Raw genomic sequence first — 16542 nt, forward strand, 5'->3', positions numbered from 1 at the left:
AGGACCTTGGAGCCGAACTCGGTCGGAATCGAAGTCACACGAAGCGCCGCAACGCGGAACCCTCTCCCGCGCAGCGGGGGAGGGCAGGGAGGGGGCGGTCGAGCGCCGCAATCTCCCAAGCCTCGCCGCGCTCCGCCGCCCCCCTCTGTCGGCTGGCGCCGACATCTCTCCCGCTGCGCGGGAGAGACTTGCGCCGCGGCCCAACCTCCCTCGACAGGCCCGCCCGCGCCGCTTAAAGCGTAGCGGCCCGCCCATTCCCGCCCGAAACGAACCGCGACCGCCATGCCCGATCTTCTGCTCGAACTCTTCTGCGAGGAAATCCCCGCCCGCATGCAGCGGCGCGCCGCGGAGGACCTCAGGAAGCTCGTCACCGACGCGCTGGTGGAGCGGGGTTGCGTCTATGAGGGCGCCCAGGCCTTCGCGACGCCGCGGCGGCTCGCGTTGCATGTCGTGGGCCTGCCGGCCCGCCAGCCGGACCTGCGCGAGGAGAAGAAGGGCCCACGCGTCGGCGCCCCCGAGGCGGCGCTGCAGGGCTTCCTGAAGAGCGCCGGCCTGTCCGACATCAGCCAGGCGCAGGTGCAGAGCGACCCCAAGAAGGGCGAGTTCTATGTCGCGATCGTCGAGAAGCCGGGCCGCTCCACGCCCGAGGTGATCGCGGACATCATGCCGGGCATCATCCGCGGCTTTCCGTGGCCGAAGTCCATGCGCTGGGGCGCGGCCTCGGCCAACCCGGGCGCGCTGCGCTGGGTGCGGCCGCTGCAGTCCATCCTGTGCACCTTCGGGCACGAGATGGAGACGCCCGAGGTCGTCCCCTTCGAGATCGACGGCCTGCGCTCCGGCGACGTCACGCGCGGCCACCGCTTCCTCGCGCCCGACCTCATCATCGTGCGTCGCTTCGACCACTATGTGGCCGCGCTGGAGCGCGCCAAGGTGGTGCTCGACGCCGATCGCCGCAAGCAGATGATCCTCACCGACGCCAGGAACCTCGCCTTCGCGCGCGGGCTGGAGCTGGTCGAGGACGAGGGCCTGCTCGAGGAGGTCGCCGGGCTCGTGGAATGGCCCGTGACGCTGGTCGGCTCCTTCGACGAGAGCTTCCTCGCCATCCCGCCCGAGGTGGTGCGCGCCACCATCCGGGCCAACCAGAAATGCTTCGTGCTGCGCGAGCCCGCGACGGGCGCGCTCACCAACCGCTTCGTGCTCGTCTCCAATATCGAGGCCAGCGACGGCGGCGAGAAGATCGTGGCCGGCAACCAGCGCGTGGTCCGCGCCCGCCTGTCCGACGCCCGGCACTTCTGGGAGACCGACCAGCGCCCGCTGCCGGACTTCGAGACCGCCTCCGCAAAGCCGCTCGACCAGCGCCTCGCCAAGCTGCGCGCGCTCGGCATCGTCTTCCACGAGAAGCTCGGGACCCAGGGCGAGCGCATCGACCGCATCGTCGCGCTGGCGCGCGAGCTCGCGCCCCTCGTGGGCGCCGACCCGGAACTCGCCGCCCGCGCGGCCGAACTCGCCAAGGCCGACCTCGTCACCGAGATGGTGGGCGAGTTTCCCGAGGTGCAGGGCCTCATGGGCCGCCGCTACGCCGAGCTGCAGGGCGAGCACCCGAGCGTCGCCGCCGCCATCGAGGAGCACTACAAGCCGCAGGGCCCGACCGACCGCGTCCCGACCGATCCGGTGAGCGTGGCCGTGGCGCTCGCCGACAAGCTCGACACGCTGGTGGGATTCTGGGCCATCGACGAGAAGCCCACGGGCTCGAAGGACCCCTTCGCGCTGAGGCGCGCCGCGCTGGGCGTCATCCGGATCGTGCTGGAGAATGGGATCAGGCTGGGGCTCAAATCAACTATTCACTCGGCTCAAACGCAGCTGGCATTGGCTCCGATCGGCGGTGTTGCTTGGACACCGGATTTGGACGACGGCGCTGCTTCCGACCTCCTCTCCTTCTTCCACGACCGCCTCAAGGTCTACCTCCGCGACCAGGGCGCCCGGCACGACCTGATCGACGCCGTGCTCGGCCATGGCGCCGCGCAGCCGCGCGCCGCGCAATCGGGCCCGACCGCCGCAGCGGAACCCTCCCCGCAAGCGGGAGGGGAGCCGGCCAACGACGACCTGCTGATGATCGTCCGCCGCGTCGAGGCGCTGGGCCGCTTCCTCGACACGGAGGACGGCCGCAACCTGCTCGCCGGGTACAAGCGGGCCGCCAACATCCTGCGCATCGAGGAGAAGAAGGACGGGCGGTCCTACGCCGAGCCCGTCGACCCGGTCCTGCTGGCCGACGCCGAGGAGAAGGCCCTGGCCTCCGCCCTCGATTCGGCCGCCGGAGCGGCCCGCTCCGCGGTGGCGTCGGACGACTTCGAGGGCGCGATGTCGGCGCTGGCCCGGTTGCGCCCGGCGGTCGACGCCTTCTTCGAAAAGGTCACCGTCAACGCTCCCGACCCGCTCCTGCGCGCCAACCGGCTGCGGCTCCTCTCGCGCCTTCGCGAGGCCACCCGGACGGTCGCGGATTTCTCCAGCATCGAGGGCTGAAGCGCCTGTGGACGGCGTTGACGATAGATCAGATCATTTTTAACATTAATTAATTTGTATCCTTTAATCTGCGCGGGCGTCGGCGTGCGGCGTTCGACTCGCAGGTTCAGTCATGACCGATCAGAACATGCCCCTCGAGGTCATCGCAGCCCATTTCGGACTGCTCGATCCGGAGCGTCAGCGTGACACTGCGTATCTGTGCCTCTTCGCGGCCGTGAAAGCCATCGTCGAGCGCGACGCCGACGACGTGTCGTCGACCGAGTACGAACATATCCGCTACGCGGTGGCGGTGTATGAGGAGGGGCTGTTCAGCCAGTCCATCCGCCAGCTGGTGCTGGCGCAGCAGACCCGCAAGGCGATCGAGGGCGGAGCCGCCTTCGCTCCGGTCGGCCGGAAATACGCGTTCCGGCTGACCATGCTGCGTCGCCGGATGGAGCTGCAGCGGCTCCTGGCCCCGGCCGGCCTCCAGGCCCGGGCGTCCTAGCGCCGAACGGTCGGCGCTGGCGCGGCCGGCCCGCGAGTCCGGCGCTGGACCGTTCGCCCCAAACCCACTACCACCGCGAACGTCTTGGCCGCGGGAGGCAGCATGGGTCTCAAGGGAATCCTGTTCGACAAGGACGGCACCCTGATCGATTTCGACGCGACCTGGGGTCCGGCCGCCTTCGAGGTGATGCGGACGCTGGCGCGCGGCGACGACGCCGCTTTCGCGCGGCTGGTCGAGATCAGCGACTATGTCCTGGAGACGCGCACCTTTCGACGCACCTCTCCGCTGGTGGCGGGAAATTCCGGCGCTTTCGGACGCGACTGGGCCGCCGCGCTCGGCCGGACCGACCATGACGCCGTCGCGGGCGAGATCGACGCCCTCTTTCTCGAGCATGGCCGCAAGAACCTGAAGCCGATCGGCGAGCCGCTCACGGTGATCAGGGAGCTTCTCCAGGACGGCTACCGGCTCGGGGTGGCGACCAACGACGCCGAGGCCTCCGCCCTGGAGCAGGCCGAGAGCCTGGGGCTGATCCCCCATCTCGACTTCATCTGCGGCTATGATTCCGGCCATGGCGGCAAGCCGGAGCCCGGCATGGTGCTGGCCTTCGCCCGCACGCTCGGCGTCCCGCCGTCCGAAGTCGCGCTGGTGGGCGACAGCACGCACGACCTCCACGCGGCGCGGGCGGCCGGCGCGGTGGCGATCGCGGTCCTGACCGGCCCCGCGCTGCGCGACGAGTTGGAGCCCCACGCCGACCACGTCGTCGCCTCCATCGCCGAGCTGCCGGCCTTCCTGCGCGCGCTGGCGGCCTGAGGCGGCTACTCCGCCGCCTGGTCCGGGGCGTGCTCCGGCAGGGCGCGCACCTCCTCGCGCCACGCCACCAGAATCCGGTCGAGCGTCGCTAGGTCGGCCGCGGCGAGGCGGCCCAGCGTGGCGCCGATCAGCTGGCGCTGCAGGCTCAGCCCCTGCTCGGTGAGGGCGCGCCCCTGGGGCGTCAGGTGCAGGGCGTAGCTCCGGCGGTCGGCCGGCAGGGCCCGGCGCTCGACCAGTCCCTGCGCGGTCAACCGGTCGATGAGGCCGGAGACGTTCCCCTTGGTGACATAGAGCCGCTCGGCGATCTCCTGCTGGCTGACGCCCTCGCGCTCGGACAGCGTGGAGAGCACGTCGAACTGCGGCAGCGACAGTCCGATTCGCTTGAACTCCTGGGCGGCGCGGCTGGTGATCCGGTGGTGCAGCCGCAGGAACCGGAACCAGGTCCGCAGGACGTCGCCGCTGTCGGGAGCATTCATGGGGACGTGCCTCGCGCCGGGTTGTTCGCCTGCAAACTATTGACGCCGGGACGGCTTTCGCAAGCCTCGGTCTCGTTTAAAGTGAAGCGGAACCATAAGGGCGGCGCAACGCGCCCGAACACCCCGTTCCGGAGGAAACGATGCTCGGATTGATGCAGGACTGGCCGCTTCTGATCCATCGGATCATCGACCACGCGGCGAAGCAGCACGGCCAGCGTCAGGTGATCTCGCGATCCATCGAAGGCCCGATGCACAGCATCTCCTACGGGGAGATCCGGCAGAGATCCATGAAGGTCGCCCAGCGGCTCAGCCGCGACGGAATCCGCCACGGCGACCGCGTCGCGACGCTGGCCTGGAACACGTGGCGCCATCTCGAATGCTGGTACGGCATCGCCGGGCTGGGCGCGATCTACCACACCGTCAATCCGCGCCTGTTCGAAGAGCAGATCATCTATATCATCAACCACGCCGAGGACCGGATCCTCTTCCTGGACCTCACCTTCGTGCCGATGATCGAAAAGATCGCCGCGCGCATCCCCACGGTGGAGCGGTTCATCGTCCTCACCGACGGCGCCCATATGCCGGCGACCAGCCTGAAGAACGCCGTCGCCTATGAGGACTGGCTGGCCGAGTGCGACGGCGACTTCCGCTGGGCGAGCTTCGACGAGAACACCGCGGCGGGGCTTTGCTACACGTCCGGCACGACCGGCAATCCCAAGGGGGTCGTCTACTCCCACCGCTCCAACGTGCTGCACGCCATGATGCTGATCCCCAAGGAGGCTTTCGGCCTATCGCCCGGGGACGTGGTGATGCCGGTGGTGCCGCTGTTCCACGCCAACAGCTGGTCGCTGGCCTTCTCGGGCCCGATGTCCGGCTCCACCATGGTGATGCCGGGCGCCAAGCTGGACGGGGCCTCCGTGTACGACATCCTGGAGACCCAGAAGGTGAGCGTCACGGCGGCGGTGCCGACCGTGTGGCTGGGCCTGCTCGCCTATCTGGAGCAGACCGGCAAGCCGCTCTCGCACCTCAAGCGCGTGTTCATCGGCGGGTCGGCCTGCCCGCGGGCCATGACGGAGAAGTTCGAGCGCAACTACGGCGTCAACGTCATCCACGCCTGGGGCATGACGGAGATGAGCCCGGTCGGGTCGGTCTGCTTCGTCAAGCCGGAGCTGGGCGAGCTGCGCGACGACGCTCTTTACGACCTCAAGATGAAGCAGGGCTATGCGCCCTTCATGGTCGAGATGAAGATCGCCAATGACGAAGGCGTCGAGCTGCCCTGGGACGGCAAGACCTTCGGCCGGCTGAAGGTGAAGGGGCCGGCGGTGGCCAAGAGCTATTTCCGCGGCGAGGGCGGCCAGATCCTCGACGAGGACGGCTGGTTCGACACCGGCGACGTGGCCACCATCGACGCGCACGGCTACATGCAGATCACCGACCGCGCCAAGGACGTGATCAAGTCGGGAGGCGAGTGGATCTCGTCGATCGACCTGGAGAATCTCGCGCTCGGCCATCCGGACGTGGCCGAGGCGGCGGTGATCGGCGTCGCCCATCCCAAATGGGACGAGCGGCCCCTCCTGATCATCGTGCCCAAGCCCAACGCCAACCCGGACAAGGACAGCCTCCTGGCCTTCATGCAGGGCAAGATCGCCAAATGGTGGATGCCGGACGACGTCGTCTTCGTGCCCGACATCCCCCATACGGCGACCGGGAAGATCCAGAAGATGGAGCTGCGGGAGCGCTTCAAGGACTACCGCTTTCCCGCCGCCTGAGGCGCAAGGACGGTGACGATTGTCCGGGCCGCGGTGTAGAAGGTCCTGATGCGCCGTCTCGTCGTCGATCTGCCGTTTTCGCGCGCCGCTCTGTGGAGCGGACGCATGTCCATGTTCGCCCTGGCGACCGTGCTGCTGGGCGTGGCGCTGGGCCGGACGGAGCGGATCGAGACGCCGGCCGCCCTTGTGGTGCTCGGCGCGGGCCTCGTGGTGGCGATCGCGGCGGTGCTGCTCGCCGTCGCCGCGTTCTTCGTGATCTGGGGCGACGGGCGGCCCGGCTTCGGCAAGGCGCTCGGCGCCTTTCTGGTCGCGGGCGCGCTGGTCGCGTTCCCGGCCTGGCTGGGGCTGGAGGCCGTGCGCCTGCCGCGCCTGCACGACGTCAGCTCCGACATGGTCGATCCGCCGGCCTTCTCGCGCTCCAGGCGCGCGCTGGAGATGCGGGGAGGGCGCCTGCTCACCGACCCTCCGGCCGCCTCCCGCGAGACGATCCGGGCCGCCTATCCGGGCGTCGCCCCCCTCACGCTCGAGATCACCGCCCAGGAGGCGTTCCAGCTCGCCATGAAGGCCGCCCAGCAGCGGGGCTGGACCATCATCGAGAGCGCGGCCCCGGGCGGGCGCACCGGCGTGGGCCGCATCGAGGCCATCGACCATTCGCTGATCATGCGCTTTCCGCTCGACGTGACGGTCCGGATCCGGCCGCTGGCCAACGGCGCACGCGTCGACGTCCGGTCCGCCTCACGGGTCGGCGCGCACGACCTCGGCGCCAACGCGACCCGCATCCAGACCTTCATGGCCGCGCTCCAGGAGCTGGCGGACAACCGGGACTAGCGTCGCGCGGACAAGGACGGCATCCTTCTCCGGCCGGGAGAGTTGAGCGTCGGGACGGAAGCGCAACCAGGGAGCGGACATGCCGCGCAACGACATCGCCGCCATCATCGGGCTCATCGTCGCCTTCTGGTACGTCTTCGCCGGGCCGGGGCGGGCCCAGGGCCTGCGCAACCCGCGGGCGATCGGAATGGCGCTGGTCGCCTTCGTGATCGCCTTCGCGATCACCTGGATCGTCCTGCGGCTGCTGAACTACTAGGGCTCAGGCCTTGCGGTAGCGCCCGGCGAGGCTGGGCGGACCCTCCGTCGCGACCACGCCGCGGCGCGCCAGGTCCTCCAGATGGGCGAACACCGAGAGGGCGGCCGCGCCGTGCAGGGCGGGAGCCAGACCCTCGTAGAGCTTCGGCACGATCTCGGCGATCAGGCCGTCTCCGGCCGCCACGCGGTCCAGAATCGACGCCTCTCGCTGGCGGCGGTGATGGACCAGCGCCCGCACGAACCGCGACGGGTTGACCACGGGGCCGCCGTGGCCGGGCCAGTACACCCGGTCGTCCCGCGCCTGCAGCTTGGCGAGCGAGGCCATGTAGTCTCCCATCGCGCCGTCCGGCGGCGCGACGATGGTGGTCGACCACGCCATCACGTGGTCGCCGGAGAACAGCGCGCCTTCCGCCGCAAGCCCGAAAGCCAGGTGATTCGCCGTGTGCCCGGGCGTCTCGACGGCTGTCAGCGTCCAGCCGGGGCCGCGGATCGCGTCGCCCTCGGCGGTGATGCGGTCCGGCGCGTAGTCCCGGTCCGCGCTCGCGTCCAGCCGTTTGCTCTCGCCTGCCGCCAGCGGCCGCGAAGCCGTGTGCGGGGCGCAGCCCACGATCGGCGCCCCCGTGGCCGCCTGCAAGGCCCGGCTTGCGGGCGAATGGTCGCGATGGGTGTGGGTGACGACGATGTGGCTGACGCGCTCGCCCGCGAGGGACGCCAGGAGCCTCTCGACATGGCCGGGATCGTCGGGGCCGGGATCGAGGACGGCGACCTCGCCCCGTCCCACCACATAGGTGCAGGTGCCCGTGAAGGTGAAAGGCCCGGAATTGCCCGCCACCATGCGGCGGATGAGGGGGCTCACCTCCCGCAGCTGTCCGGGCGGGTCGTCGAAGCTGCGGTCGAAGGGGATGTCGTCGGCCATGGTGTCTCGTCGCGGGGGCCAGCGCCCGGGCCGGGCGACGATGGTTCGCATCCCGCGCCGGGCTGATCTTTGGTCGAGGGCATGGCGGCCTTGTGGCCGTCCGCGCGAGACCCTATAGGTCGAAGCCAGGATCGGATAGGGGGCGAATCCCCCGCCAGGACGCCGACCACGACTAGCGCCGAAAGGTTTCCCGCATGGCCGCGCAGCCGCTTCCCACCACGCTCGCCTCCGCTTTCTGGCCCGCCCGCGACGACGCGGCCGGCCTGGCCCGCTCCGTGCTGCTGGTGCTCGCCGGCACGGCGCTGCTGACCCTGTCGGCCAAGCTGAAGGTTCCGTTCTATCCGGTGCCTATGACGATGCAGACGCTGGTGGTGCTCTGGCTCGGGGCCGCCTACGGCTCGCGCCTCGCGGCCGTCACGGCGATCGCCTACCTGCTCGAGGGCGCGCTGGGCCTGCCGGTCTTCGCCGACACGCCGGAGCGCGGCATCGGCCTCGCCTACATGATGGGCCCGACCGGCGGCTATCTGCTCGGCTTCGTCGCCGGAGCCTATCTGGTGGGCGTGCTGTGCGAGCGCGGGCTGGGCCGCTCTCTGGTCGGCATGGGCGTGGCGATGACGCTCGGCCACCTCGCCATCTTCGCCTTCGGCTTCGGCTGGCTCGCCATGGCGATCGGCGCCGAAAAGGCCTGGCTGGTCGGCGTGGTCCCCTTCTTCGCCGCCACGGCGCTCAAGACCGCGCTCGGCGCGGCCCTCGTGCCCGCCGTGTGGAGCGTCGTGGACAAGCGTCGCGCCTGACGCGCGCAGGCTGAATCAGGACGGAGAAACGGCGCCTGCGGGCGCCGTTCGCTTTTGCAGCCGAGAGGGCCGGCGGGCTCAGGCCGCCGCGCCGTACTGCTTCCAGAAGAAGAAGGCGGTCAGCCCGACGCCGAGCGCCAGGATGGCGAGCTTGATGTGCTTCGGGTTCACCTTCTTGGCGCCCTTGGCCCCTAGCACCCCGCCCGCGATCCCGGCGAGCGCCATCGCGATCGTCTCGGGCCAGCGCACGATGCCGGCCCCCGCGAAGGCGACGACCGCCGCGCCGTTCATCAGCGTCGCCAGCAGGATCTTCAGCCCGTTCATGGCGTGGATGTCCCGCAGCCCGAACAGGGTCAGGGCGGCGAGCATCAGGAAGCCGATGCCGCCGCCGAAATAGCCGCCATAGACTGAAATCGCGAACTGCGTGGCCAGGACGGCCGTCGGCCCGAGGGAGTAGCGCTTCAGCGCGGCGGGGCTCGACAGGTTGCCCCAGGCGAACACCGCCGTGGCGAACAGCATCAGGAACGGCACGAGGCGCGCGAAGGCTTCGTTGGACGTGAACAGCAGCAGGAGCGCGCCGATGAGCCCGCCGACGAGGCTGACGGCGACGAAGGCCGGCACGTTCACCTGCGTGATGGACTGAATGTCGCGCCGGTACGTCCAGGCGCTCGCGCCCTGGCCCGGGAACAGCGCCACCGTGGAGGACGCGTTGGCGGCCAGCGGCGGCACGCCGGCGAAGACCAGGGCCGGAAAGGTCAGGAAGGCCCCGCCGCCCGCCACGGCGTTGACCACGCCAGCCGCGAAGGCCGCAAGCATCAGGAGCGCGAAGGTGAGGATCATGAGGCGAAGCTACCGTTTGTAAGGAACTCGGACCCGGTCATCCCCGGAAGGAAAGTCCTTGGTGTTGCGGGTCACGAAAAGTCGATCTTCGGCTCTCGCCGTCGCCCAGATCACTGAATCGGGCAGCTTCAATTTGTGAGACTGCCTGATCCGAACGGCTTCGTCGGCGATGTCGGGACGGATCTCGATGACGTTGAAGCTCGACATGAAGAGACGGGTGGCTTCCGACAGGTGTTCCGGCGTGCCGACGAGAACCTCGATCCATGTGATGATGCTGATCGCAGGGTCGGCATACCGATGGATCTCGGCCCTTGCTTCCTCAACGTCGTTCAGGAAGTCGATGAGGATATTCGTGTCGAGGAGTACCCTCACCACTCGGCGCGCAACTTGCGCTCATACTCCAGGCCGTCGACCTCGTGGTGTCCCCAGAGACCGAAAGCGGCGTCGATGCGCTGGCGTTTCCGGCGGGCGAGATAGTCGGCGAGGGCGGCTTCGATCACCTCCTCGCGAGACTTTCCGGTCTCACGGGCGACGTCGTCGAGGACGCGCAAATCAGCTTCGCTCAGGTCGACAGTCGCACGCATGACGCACCGATCTCCATCGGGCTTCATTATAGGTCAGCGGCGGAGAAACAAAAAGGCCGGGACCTTGCGGGTCCCGGCCAACTGGAGCGGGGAGGGTTACTCCGCCGCCATGCGGGGGGCGCCGGTGGCGCCCGAGGCGGCGATCTCGGAGACCTCGGCCTCCGAGTAGTTGAGCACGCTGCGCAGGATCTCCTGCGTGTGCTCGCCCAGCAGCGGCGAGCGCTCCACCACGGTGGGGCTCGCCGACAGCTTGATCGGGTTGCCGACCGAGAGGTACTTGCCGCGGGTGGGGTGATCCACCTCGACCAGGGTGCCGGTCGCCTTCAGCGACTCGTCCTCGGCGATCTCCTTCATGGAGAGGATCGGCCCGCACGGGATGTCCCGCTCGTTCAGGATCTCCATGGCCTCGAACTTGGTCTTGGTCATCGTCCACTGCTCGATGCGGGCGAAGATCTCGTTCAGGCGCGGCAGGCGAGCCGGCGGCGTGGCGTAGTCCGGGTTGGTCTTCCACTCCGGCTCGCCGATGATGTCGCAGATCGCCTCCCAGACCGGGGCCTGGGTGATGAAGTACAGATAGGCGTTCGGGTCGGTCTCCCAGCCTTTGCACTTCAGGATGCGGCCCGGCTGGCCCCCGCCCGAGTCGTTGCCGGCGCGCGGCACCGAATCGCCGAAGGGCACGCCCTCGCCGAACTGGCTGTATTCCTTGAGCGGGCCGTGCTGGAGGCGCTGCTGGTCGCGCAGCTTCACGCGGCAGAGGTTGAGCACGCCGTCCTGCATCGCGCAGGTGACGCGCTGGCCCTCGCCCGTGACGGTGCGCTGGTAGAGGGCGGTCACGATGCCGAGCGCGAGGTGCAGGCCGGTGCCGGAATCGCCGATCTGCGCGCCGGTGACGAGCGGCAGGCCGTCGCGGAAGCCGGTCGTGGAGGCGGAGCCGCCCGTGCACTGGGCGACGTTCTCGTAGACCTTGCAGTCCTCATAGGGGCCGGGGCCGAAGCCCTTGATGGAGGCCACGATCATGCGCGGGTTCAGCGCCTTGATGCGCTCCCAGGGGAAGCCCATGCGGTCCAGCACGCCGGGGCCGAAATTCTCGACCAGGACGTCGCACTCCTTGATCAGGCGCTCGAGGACCTCCTTCCCCTTCGGGTTCTTGGTGTCGAGCGTGATGGAGCGCTTGTTGTGGTTCAGCATCGTGAAATAGAGGCTGTCCACCTTCGGGATGTCCTGAAGCTGGCCACGCGTGATGTCGCCGGTGCCGGGCCTCTCGACCTTGATCACGTCCGCGCCGAACCAGGCGAGGAGCTGCGTGCAGGTCGGGCCTGACTGGACGTGGGTGAAGTCGAGGATCTTCACCCCTTCGAGCGCCTTCGTCATAAATCGTCCTCCCTTACTTCTTCTTGACCACGCTTTGCGGGTTCAGGTTGCCGATGCGGCCGCTCTCGGTGCCGGCCGCGGGGTCGATCACGGCGTTGATGAGGGTCGGCTTGCCGGAGTCCATCGCGGCGTTCACGGCGCGCGACAGCTCGTCCGGGGTCGTGGCGTTGACGCCGACGCCGCCGAAGGCCTCCATCATCTTGTCGTAGCGCGAGCCGGGCACGAACACCGTGGTGGCCGGGTCGCCGCCGACCGGGTTCACGTCCGTGCCGCGGTAGATGCCGTTATTGTTGAAGATGACCACGCAGACCGGCAGGTTGTACCGGCAGATCGTCTCCACCTCCATGCCCGAGAAGCCGAAGGCGCTGTCGCCCTCGACGGCGAGCACCGGCTTGCCGGTCTCGATCGCAGCCGCGATGGCGAAGCCCATGCCGATGCCCATCACGCCCCATGTGCCGACGTCCAGGCGCTTGCGCGGCTGGTACATGTCGATCACGCCGCGGGCGAGGTCGAGCGTGTTGGCGCCCTCGTTCACCAGGATGGCGTCAGGCCGCTCCTTGATGATCGTCCGCAGCGCGCCGAGCGCGCCGTGGAAGTCCATCGGCGATTTGTTGTTCATCAGGCGAGGAGCCATCTTGGCGATGTTCTCCTCCTTCTTGGTCGACACGGCGTTGACCCAGTCGGAGGGCGGGGCCGGCCAGTTGGCGCCCATGCCCTGCAGGAAGGCGTTCACCACGGAGCCGATGTCGCCCACCACCGGGGCCACGATCTCGACATTGGAGTCCATTTCCTTGGGCTCGATGTCGACCTGGATGAACTTCTTGGGGGCGTCGCCCCAGGTCTTGCCCTTGCCGTGCGAGAGCAGCCAGTTGAGGCGCGCGCCCATGAGCAGAACCACGTCGGCGTCCTTCAGCACGGTGGAGCGCGCCGCGCCGGCCGACTGCGGGTGCGTGTCGGGCAGCAGTCCCTTGGCCATGCTCATCGGCAGGAAGGGAACGCCGCTCTTCTCCACGAACTCGCGGATCTTCTCGTCGGCCTGCGCATAGGCCGCGCCCTTGCCGAGGATGATGAGCGGACGCTTGGCGCCCTTGAGCACGTCCAGCGCGCGTTTCACGGCGTCGGGGGCCGGGATCTGCGCCGGGGCGGGGTCGATCACCTTCACGAGCGACTTGGCGCCCTTCTCGGCGTCCATGACCTGGCCGAACAGCTTGGCGGGGAGGTCGAGATAGACGCCGCCGGGGCGGCCGGACACGGCGGCCCGGATGGCGCGCGCGACCGCGATGCCGATGTCGGCCGCATGCAGCACGCGGAAGGCCGCCTTGCACAGCGGCTTGGCGATGGCGAGCTGGTCCATCTCCTCGTAGTCGCCCTGCTGCAGGTCGACGATCTCACGCTCGGACGAGCCCGAGATGAGGATCATCGGGAAGCAGTTGGTGGTGGCGTTGGCGAGCGCCGTCAGGCCGTTCAGGAAGCCCGGGGCCGACACCGTGAGGCAGATGCCCGGCTTCTTGGTGAGGAAGCCCGCGATGGCGGCGGCGTTGCCGGCGTTCTGCTCATGGCGGAACGAGATGACGCGGATGCCCGCGGCCTGGGCCATGCGGCCGAAATCCGTGATCGGGATGCCGGGAACGCCATAGATAGTCTCGACGCCGTTCAGCTTGAGTGCGTCGATGATCAGGTGAAAGCCGTCTGTCAGCTCGCGTTCTTCCACGCCTGCGGCCGTGCTCTCGCTCAGAGCTGCGCTCATCCTTGTGTCCTCCACGTGTTTGTTCAGTTTCTTCCGGGCCGGACCGGGCCGTCGCCGAGCAGCTCCTTGCCGTGCTTCTCGACATAGGCCGCGAGGCCGAGCGTGTGTTCCTTGGAGAGCCGCTCCGCGAGATCCGCGTCGCGCCGCTCCAGGGCGTCGATGATGCCCAGGTGCTCGTCGAAAGACCTGGCGATGCGCTCCGACTTGCCGATCGAGAGCTGCCTGATGCCGCGTACATGCAGCAAGAGGTTGGCCGTCAGATCGACGATGAGCTCGGACCCGCCGAGCTCGATCAGCCGCTGGTGGAACGCGATGTTCGCGGCGGAATATTCGCTGACGAAGGCCGCCGGCGGGTGCTGCTCGCCGAACGACTCGAAGAGGGTGCGCAGGCCCCGGATGTCCGCCATCGAAGCGTGATGGGCGGCCAAGCGCGCGGCCATGCTCTCCAGCGCGGCCCACGCCTCGATCGCCTCGACGATCTCCCGCAGGCTCTTGCGCACGACCACGATGCCCCGGCGGGGCACCGAGCGGACGAAGCCCTCATGCTCCAGCATGGCGATGGCCTCGCGCACCGGCGTGCGGCTGACGCCGAGCTGCACCGAGAGCTGGCGCTCGTCGAGCCATACGGGTTCACGCGTGCCGTAGGGGTCCATGCCGGTGATCGCCTTCTTCAGCGCGGTATAAGCGCGCTTCTTGAAGGTCAGTTCCGGCTTCATGGGTTCGATGTCGAGCATGGGCACTGCGCTGCCGCTCGTCCGCTCCAGAGCGAGCGAGCCTTCCGGGATCACCAACGCAGCGCCAGGGGCCTGCGAGCTCAGATCTTTGGTCATGACGCCTCGGGTCGTGAGCGCGACGGTCTGGCACGACGCATGCCAAATTGGTGGCATGCCAAACACCAGCTGTCAACGAGGGAGCGGAGATCCTGTATAAGACTTTGTCTTCGCACGATTATGATGCGATGCAAAATTGGCTTAGCTGCGATGCAACATAGGGATCTTCTCGTCTGGTGTGTGGCATGCCAGATTTAGGTCACTGGAGCTGACGCAAACGGCTCCTCCCAGACCCTGCAAGACTAGGAGCTTCGCCATGGCCACCAACGTTCTCTACGGCGCCACCCGCCAGTCCTCGCTGCTCGACCGCCTCTATGCGTCGGTCGTCGCGTTCCTGAACCGCGTGGCCGAGATCGAGCGCCGCAACGGTTCGGTCGAGCCCTTCGGCCTCTGACGCGTCGACCAACTTCGGTCGGCCGGTCCTGAACCCGGGCCGCCGAAGCTGTCGACCAAGGTCCTGCCGTCGCGGCGATCGCCGCGACGGCTTCGTCTCTGAACTTCCTCCCAAACTGAAGTCGCGATTGCGTGCCGGGCGTCCACTTGCGCCCGGCTCTTTTTTTGGCGCTTGCGCGTTGGCATAACATATACCACTCTGACCGTCTCAAATGCGTGGCGACCAGTCACAAACAACGCATGGGGATGGAAATGACCGATTACACAGAGGGCGGAGCTGCGGCTCCGCGCGTCAGTGACGCTTATCGCTGGACCCAGCTGGCGCTGGGCGTCGGCGCGATGGTGATGATCGCCAACCTTCAATATGGCTGGACGTTCTTCGTTCCCGACATCCAGAAGACTTTCAAGTGGGATCGCGCGGCCATCCAGTGGGCCTTCACGCTCTTCGTGCTGTTCGAGACGTGGCTGGTCCCGATCGAAGGCTGGTTCGTCGACAAATACGGCCCGCGCGCCGTGGTGTTCATCGGCGGCATCCTGTGCGCCATCGGCTGGGTGCTCAACTCCTACGCCACGACGCTGAACATGCTCTATCTCGGCCAGATCGTGGCCGGCATCGGCGCGGGCGGCGTCTACGGCACCTGCGTGGGCAACGCCCTCAAGTGGTTCCCGGACAAGCGCGGCCTCGCGGCCGGCATCACGGCGGCCGGCTTCGGCGCCGGCTCGGCCCTGACGGTCGCCCCCATCCAGGCCATGATCGCGTCGTCCGGCTACCAGGCGACCTTCTACTGGTTCGGCATCGGCCAGGGCGTCATCATCTGCATTTTGGCGATGTTCCTCTACGCTCCCAAGACCGGCCAGGTTCCGGCCGTGGTCGCCAACGCCAACATCATCCAGACCCGCAAGAACTACTCGCCGGGCGAAGTGCTGAAGCAGCCGATCTTCTGGCTGATGTACTTCATGTTCGTGATCGTGGGCGCCGGCGGCCTGATGGTCACCGCCAATCTGAAGCCCATCGCGGCCGACTGGAAGATCGACGGAATCAACGTCTCGCTGATCGGCCTGACGATGACCACCGTGACCTTCGCGGCCACGATCGACCGTATCCTGAACGGCCTGACGCGTCCGTTCTTCGGCTGGGTCTCGGACAAGATCGGACGCGAGAACACGATGTTCATCGCCTTCGGCATGGAAGGCATCGGCATCTACCTGCTCTACGCCTGGGGTCACGACCCGCTCTGGTTCGTGCTGCTGTCGGGCTTCGTGTTCTTCGCCTGGGGCGAGATCTACAGCCTGTTCCCGTCGACCTGCACGGACACCTTCGGCTCCAAGTTCGCCGCCACGAACGCCGGCCTGCTCTACACGGCCAAGGGAACCGCGGCTCTGCTCGTGCCCTTCGCCAACTACATGCAGCAGTCCTCCGGCACCTGGGACACGGTGTTCCTGATCGCGGCCGGCGCCAACATCCTGGCATCCGTGCTCGCCATCGCGGTGCTGAAGCCCTGGCGCAAGGGCGTCATCAACAAGGCCCAGGCGGCCGTGCTCCAGCCCGCCTCGGCCTGATCGCCTGAACGAGAGGGAAGGGCCGGATCGCCGAAAGGGGTCCGGCCCTTCCGTATTGAGGAAGCGGCGCGCCGCGCGTTCCGCCGTCATCCCCGGCCGGAGCGGCGCAGCCGCGAAAGGGAAGGGGATGCAGGGCGGCCGCGCTCACCCCTGGATCCCTCCCGGCGCTTCGCGCGGCCGGGGATGACGGTGAGAGCGTTACGCCTGGAAGTTTGCGTCACGATCCGGGGCCGCAGGCGGCCTGCTCCAAAAAGAGCCTGACGCCCCCCTTGACAGCATGCTCGCTTGGCATGCCAAATACCAAGGACCAGCGAACAACCCGCCTCGATAGGGGCGGGACGCAGGCGAGTCGACCGCCTCAGGGG

General features: G+C 68.3%; 17 protein-coding genes. 9 read left to right on the forward strand and 8 right to left on the reverse strand.

Going from position 1 to position 16542, the window contains the following annotated elements; all coding sequences use genetic code 11:
• Positions 1-330: 330 nt before the first annotated feature.
• The 3 genes from glyS to ACYVO7_RS07780 all read left to right on the forward strand — a co-directional run bounded on the left by glyS (position 331) and on the right by ACYVO7_RS07780 (position 3814).
• Complete coding sequence (glyS, locus tag ACYVO7_RS07770; RefSeq protein ID WP_460449577.1) at positions 331-2520, forward strand: glycine--tRNA ligase subunit beta; 2190 nt, start codon at positions 331-333, stop codon at positions 2518-2520.
• 112 nt (positions 2521-2632) lie between these two features.
• A complete protein-coding gene (locus ACYVO7_RS07775; RefSeq protein WP_460449262.1) occupies positions 2633-3004 on the forward strand; it encodes a hypothetical protein in 372 nt (123 codons plus the stop codon).
• 102 nt (positions 3005-3106) lie between these two features.
• The gene (locus tag ACYVO7_RS07780; protein WP_460449263.1) at positions 3107-3814 is read left to right on the forward strand and encodes an HAD family hydrolase; all 708 of its coding nucleotides are present in this window, start codon (positions 3107-3109) and stop codon (positions 3812-3814) included.
• A gap of 5 nt (positions 3815-3819) precedes the next feature.
• Here ACYVO7_RS07780 and ACYVO7_RS07785 read toward each other — a convergent pair whose 3' ends face one another.
• Positions 3820-4290, reverse strand: coding sequence for a MarR family winged helix-turn-helix transcriptional regulator (locus ACYVO7_RS07785; RefSeq protein ID WP_406856634.1), 471 nt, complete (start codon positions 4288-4290; stop codon positions 3820-3822).
• Between the two features lie 140 nt (positions 4291-4430).
• Here ACYVO7_RS07785 and ACYVO7_RS07790 point away from each other — a divergent pair, with 140 nt between their 5' ends.
• From ACYVO7_RS07790 to ACYVO7_RS07800, 3 genes are all read left to right on the forward strand, one after another.
• A complete protein-coding gene (locus ACYVO7_RS07790) occupies positions 4431-6059 on the forward strand; it encodes a long-chain-fatty-acid--CoA ligase (RefSeq protein ID WP_460449264.1) in 1629 nt (542 codons plus the stop codon).
• 105 nt (positions 6060-6164) lie between these two features.
• Positions 6165-6887, forward strand: a complete 723-nt coding sequence (locus tag ACYVO7_RS07795; protein ID WP_460449265.1) for a DUF1499 domain-containing protein — start codon at positions 6165-6167, stop codon at positions 6885-6887.
• Between the two features lie 79 nt (positions 6888-6966).
• The gene (locus ACYVO7_RS07800; RefSeq protein WP_460449266.1) at positions 6967-7143 is read left to right on the forward strand and encodes a hypothetical protein; all 177 of its coding nucleotides are present in this window, start codon (positions 6967-6969) and stop codon (positions 7141-7143) included.
• 3 nt (positions 7144-7146) lie between these two features.
• On the opposite strand, the gene ACYVO7_RS07805 is transcribed toward ACYVO7_RS07800, so the two are convergent.
• On the reverse strand, positions 7147-8058 hold the full coding sequence (locus ACYVO7_RS07805; RefSeq protein ID WP_460449267.1) for an MBL fold metallo-hydrolase: 912 nt from the start codon (positions 8056-8058) through the stop codon (positions 7147-7149).
• Positions 8059-8252: 194 nt separating this feature from the next.
• On the opposite strand from ACYVO7_RS07805, the gene ACYVO7_RS07810 reads away from it, so the two are divergent.
• A complete protein-coding gene (locus ACYVO7_RS07810; protein WP_460449268.1) occupies positions 8253-8852 on the forward strand; it encodes a biotin transporter BioY in 600 nt (199 codons plus the stop codon).
• A gap of 78 nt (positions 8853-8930) precedes the next feature.
• Here the strand turns inward: ACYVO7_RS07810 and ACYVO7_RS07815 are convergent, their stop codons facing one another.
• The 6 genes from ACYVO7_RS07815 to ACYVO7_RS07840 all read right to left on the reverse strand — a co-directional run bounded on the left by ACYVO7_RS07815 (position 8931) and on the right by ACYVO7_RS07840 (position 14224).
• Positions 8931-9692, reverse strand: a complete 762-nt coding sequence (locus tag ACYVO7_RS07815) for a sulfite exporter TauE/SafE family protein (RefSeq protein ID WP_406856640.1) — start codon at positions 9690-9692, stop codon at positions 8931-8933.
• Between the two features lie 9 nt (positions 9693-9701).
• A complete protein-coding gene (locus ACYVO7_RS07820) occupies positions 9702-10064 on the reverse strand; it encodes a PIN domain-containing protein (RefSeq protein WP_460449269.1) in 363 nt (120 codons plus the stop codon).
• Complete coding sequence (locus ACYVO7_RS07825; protein ID WP_460449270.1) at positions 10061-10276, reverse strand: ribbon-helix-helix protein, CopG family; 216 nt, start codon at positions 10274-10276, stop codon at positions 10061-10063. Before ACYVO7_RS07825 ends, ACYVO7_RS07820 begins: the two co-directional genes overlap by 4 nt.
• A 96-nt stretch (positions 10277-10372) precedes the next feature.
• Positions 10373-11647: a formyl-CoA transferase gene (frc, locus tag ACYVO7_RS07830; RefSeq protein WP_460449271.1), complete on the reverse strand. Its 1275-nt coding sequence runs from the start codon at positions 11645-11647 to the stop codon at positions 10373-10375.
• Between the two features lie 13 nt (positions 11648-11660).
• Positions 11661-13394, reverse strand: coding sequence for an oxalyl-CoA decarboxylase (oxc, locus tag ACYVO7_RS07835; protein WP_460449272.1), 1734 nt, complete (start codon positions 13392-13394; stop codon positions 11661-11663).
• Between the two features lie 23 nt (positions 13395-13417).
• Positions 13418-14224, reverse strand: coding sequence for a GntR family transcriptional regulator (locus ACYVO7_RS07840; RefSeq protein WP_460449273.1), 807 nt, complete (start codon positions 14222-14224; stop codon positions 13418-13420).
• 256 nt (positions 14225-14480) lie between these two features.
• Between ACYVO7_RS07840 and ACYVO7_RS07845 the strand changes: the two genes are divergently transcribed.
• Complete coding sequence (locus ACYVO7_RS07845; RefSeq protein WP_406856646.1) at positions 14481-14618, forward strand: hypothetical protein; 138 nt, start codon at positions 14481-14483, stop codon at positions 14616-14618.
• 251 nt (positions 14619-14869) lie between these two features.
• Complete coding sequence (gene oxlT / locus ACYVO7_RS07850) at positions 14870-16177, forward strand: oxalate/formate MFS antiporter (RefSeq protein WP_460449274.1); 1308 nt, start codon at positions 14870-14872, stop codon at positions 16175-16177.
• The last annotated feature ends 365 nt before the right edge of the window (positions 16178-16542 follow it).

Source organism: Alsobacter sp. SYSU BS001988 (genome assembly GCF_054796215.1).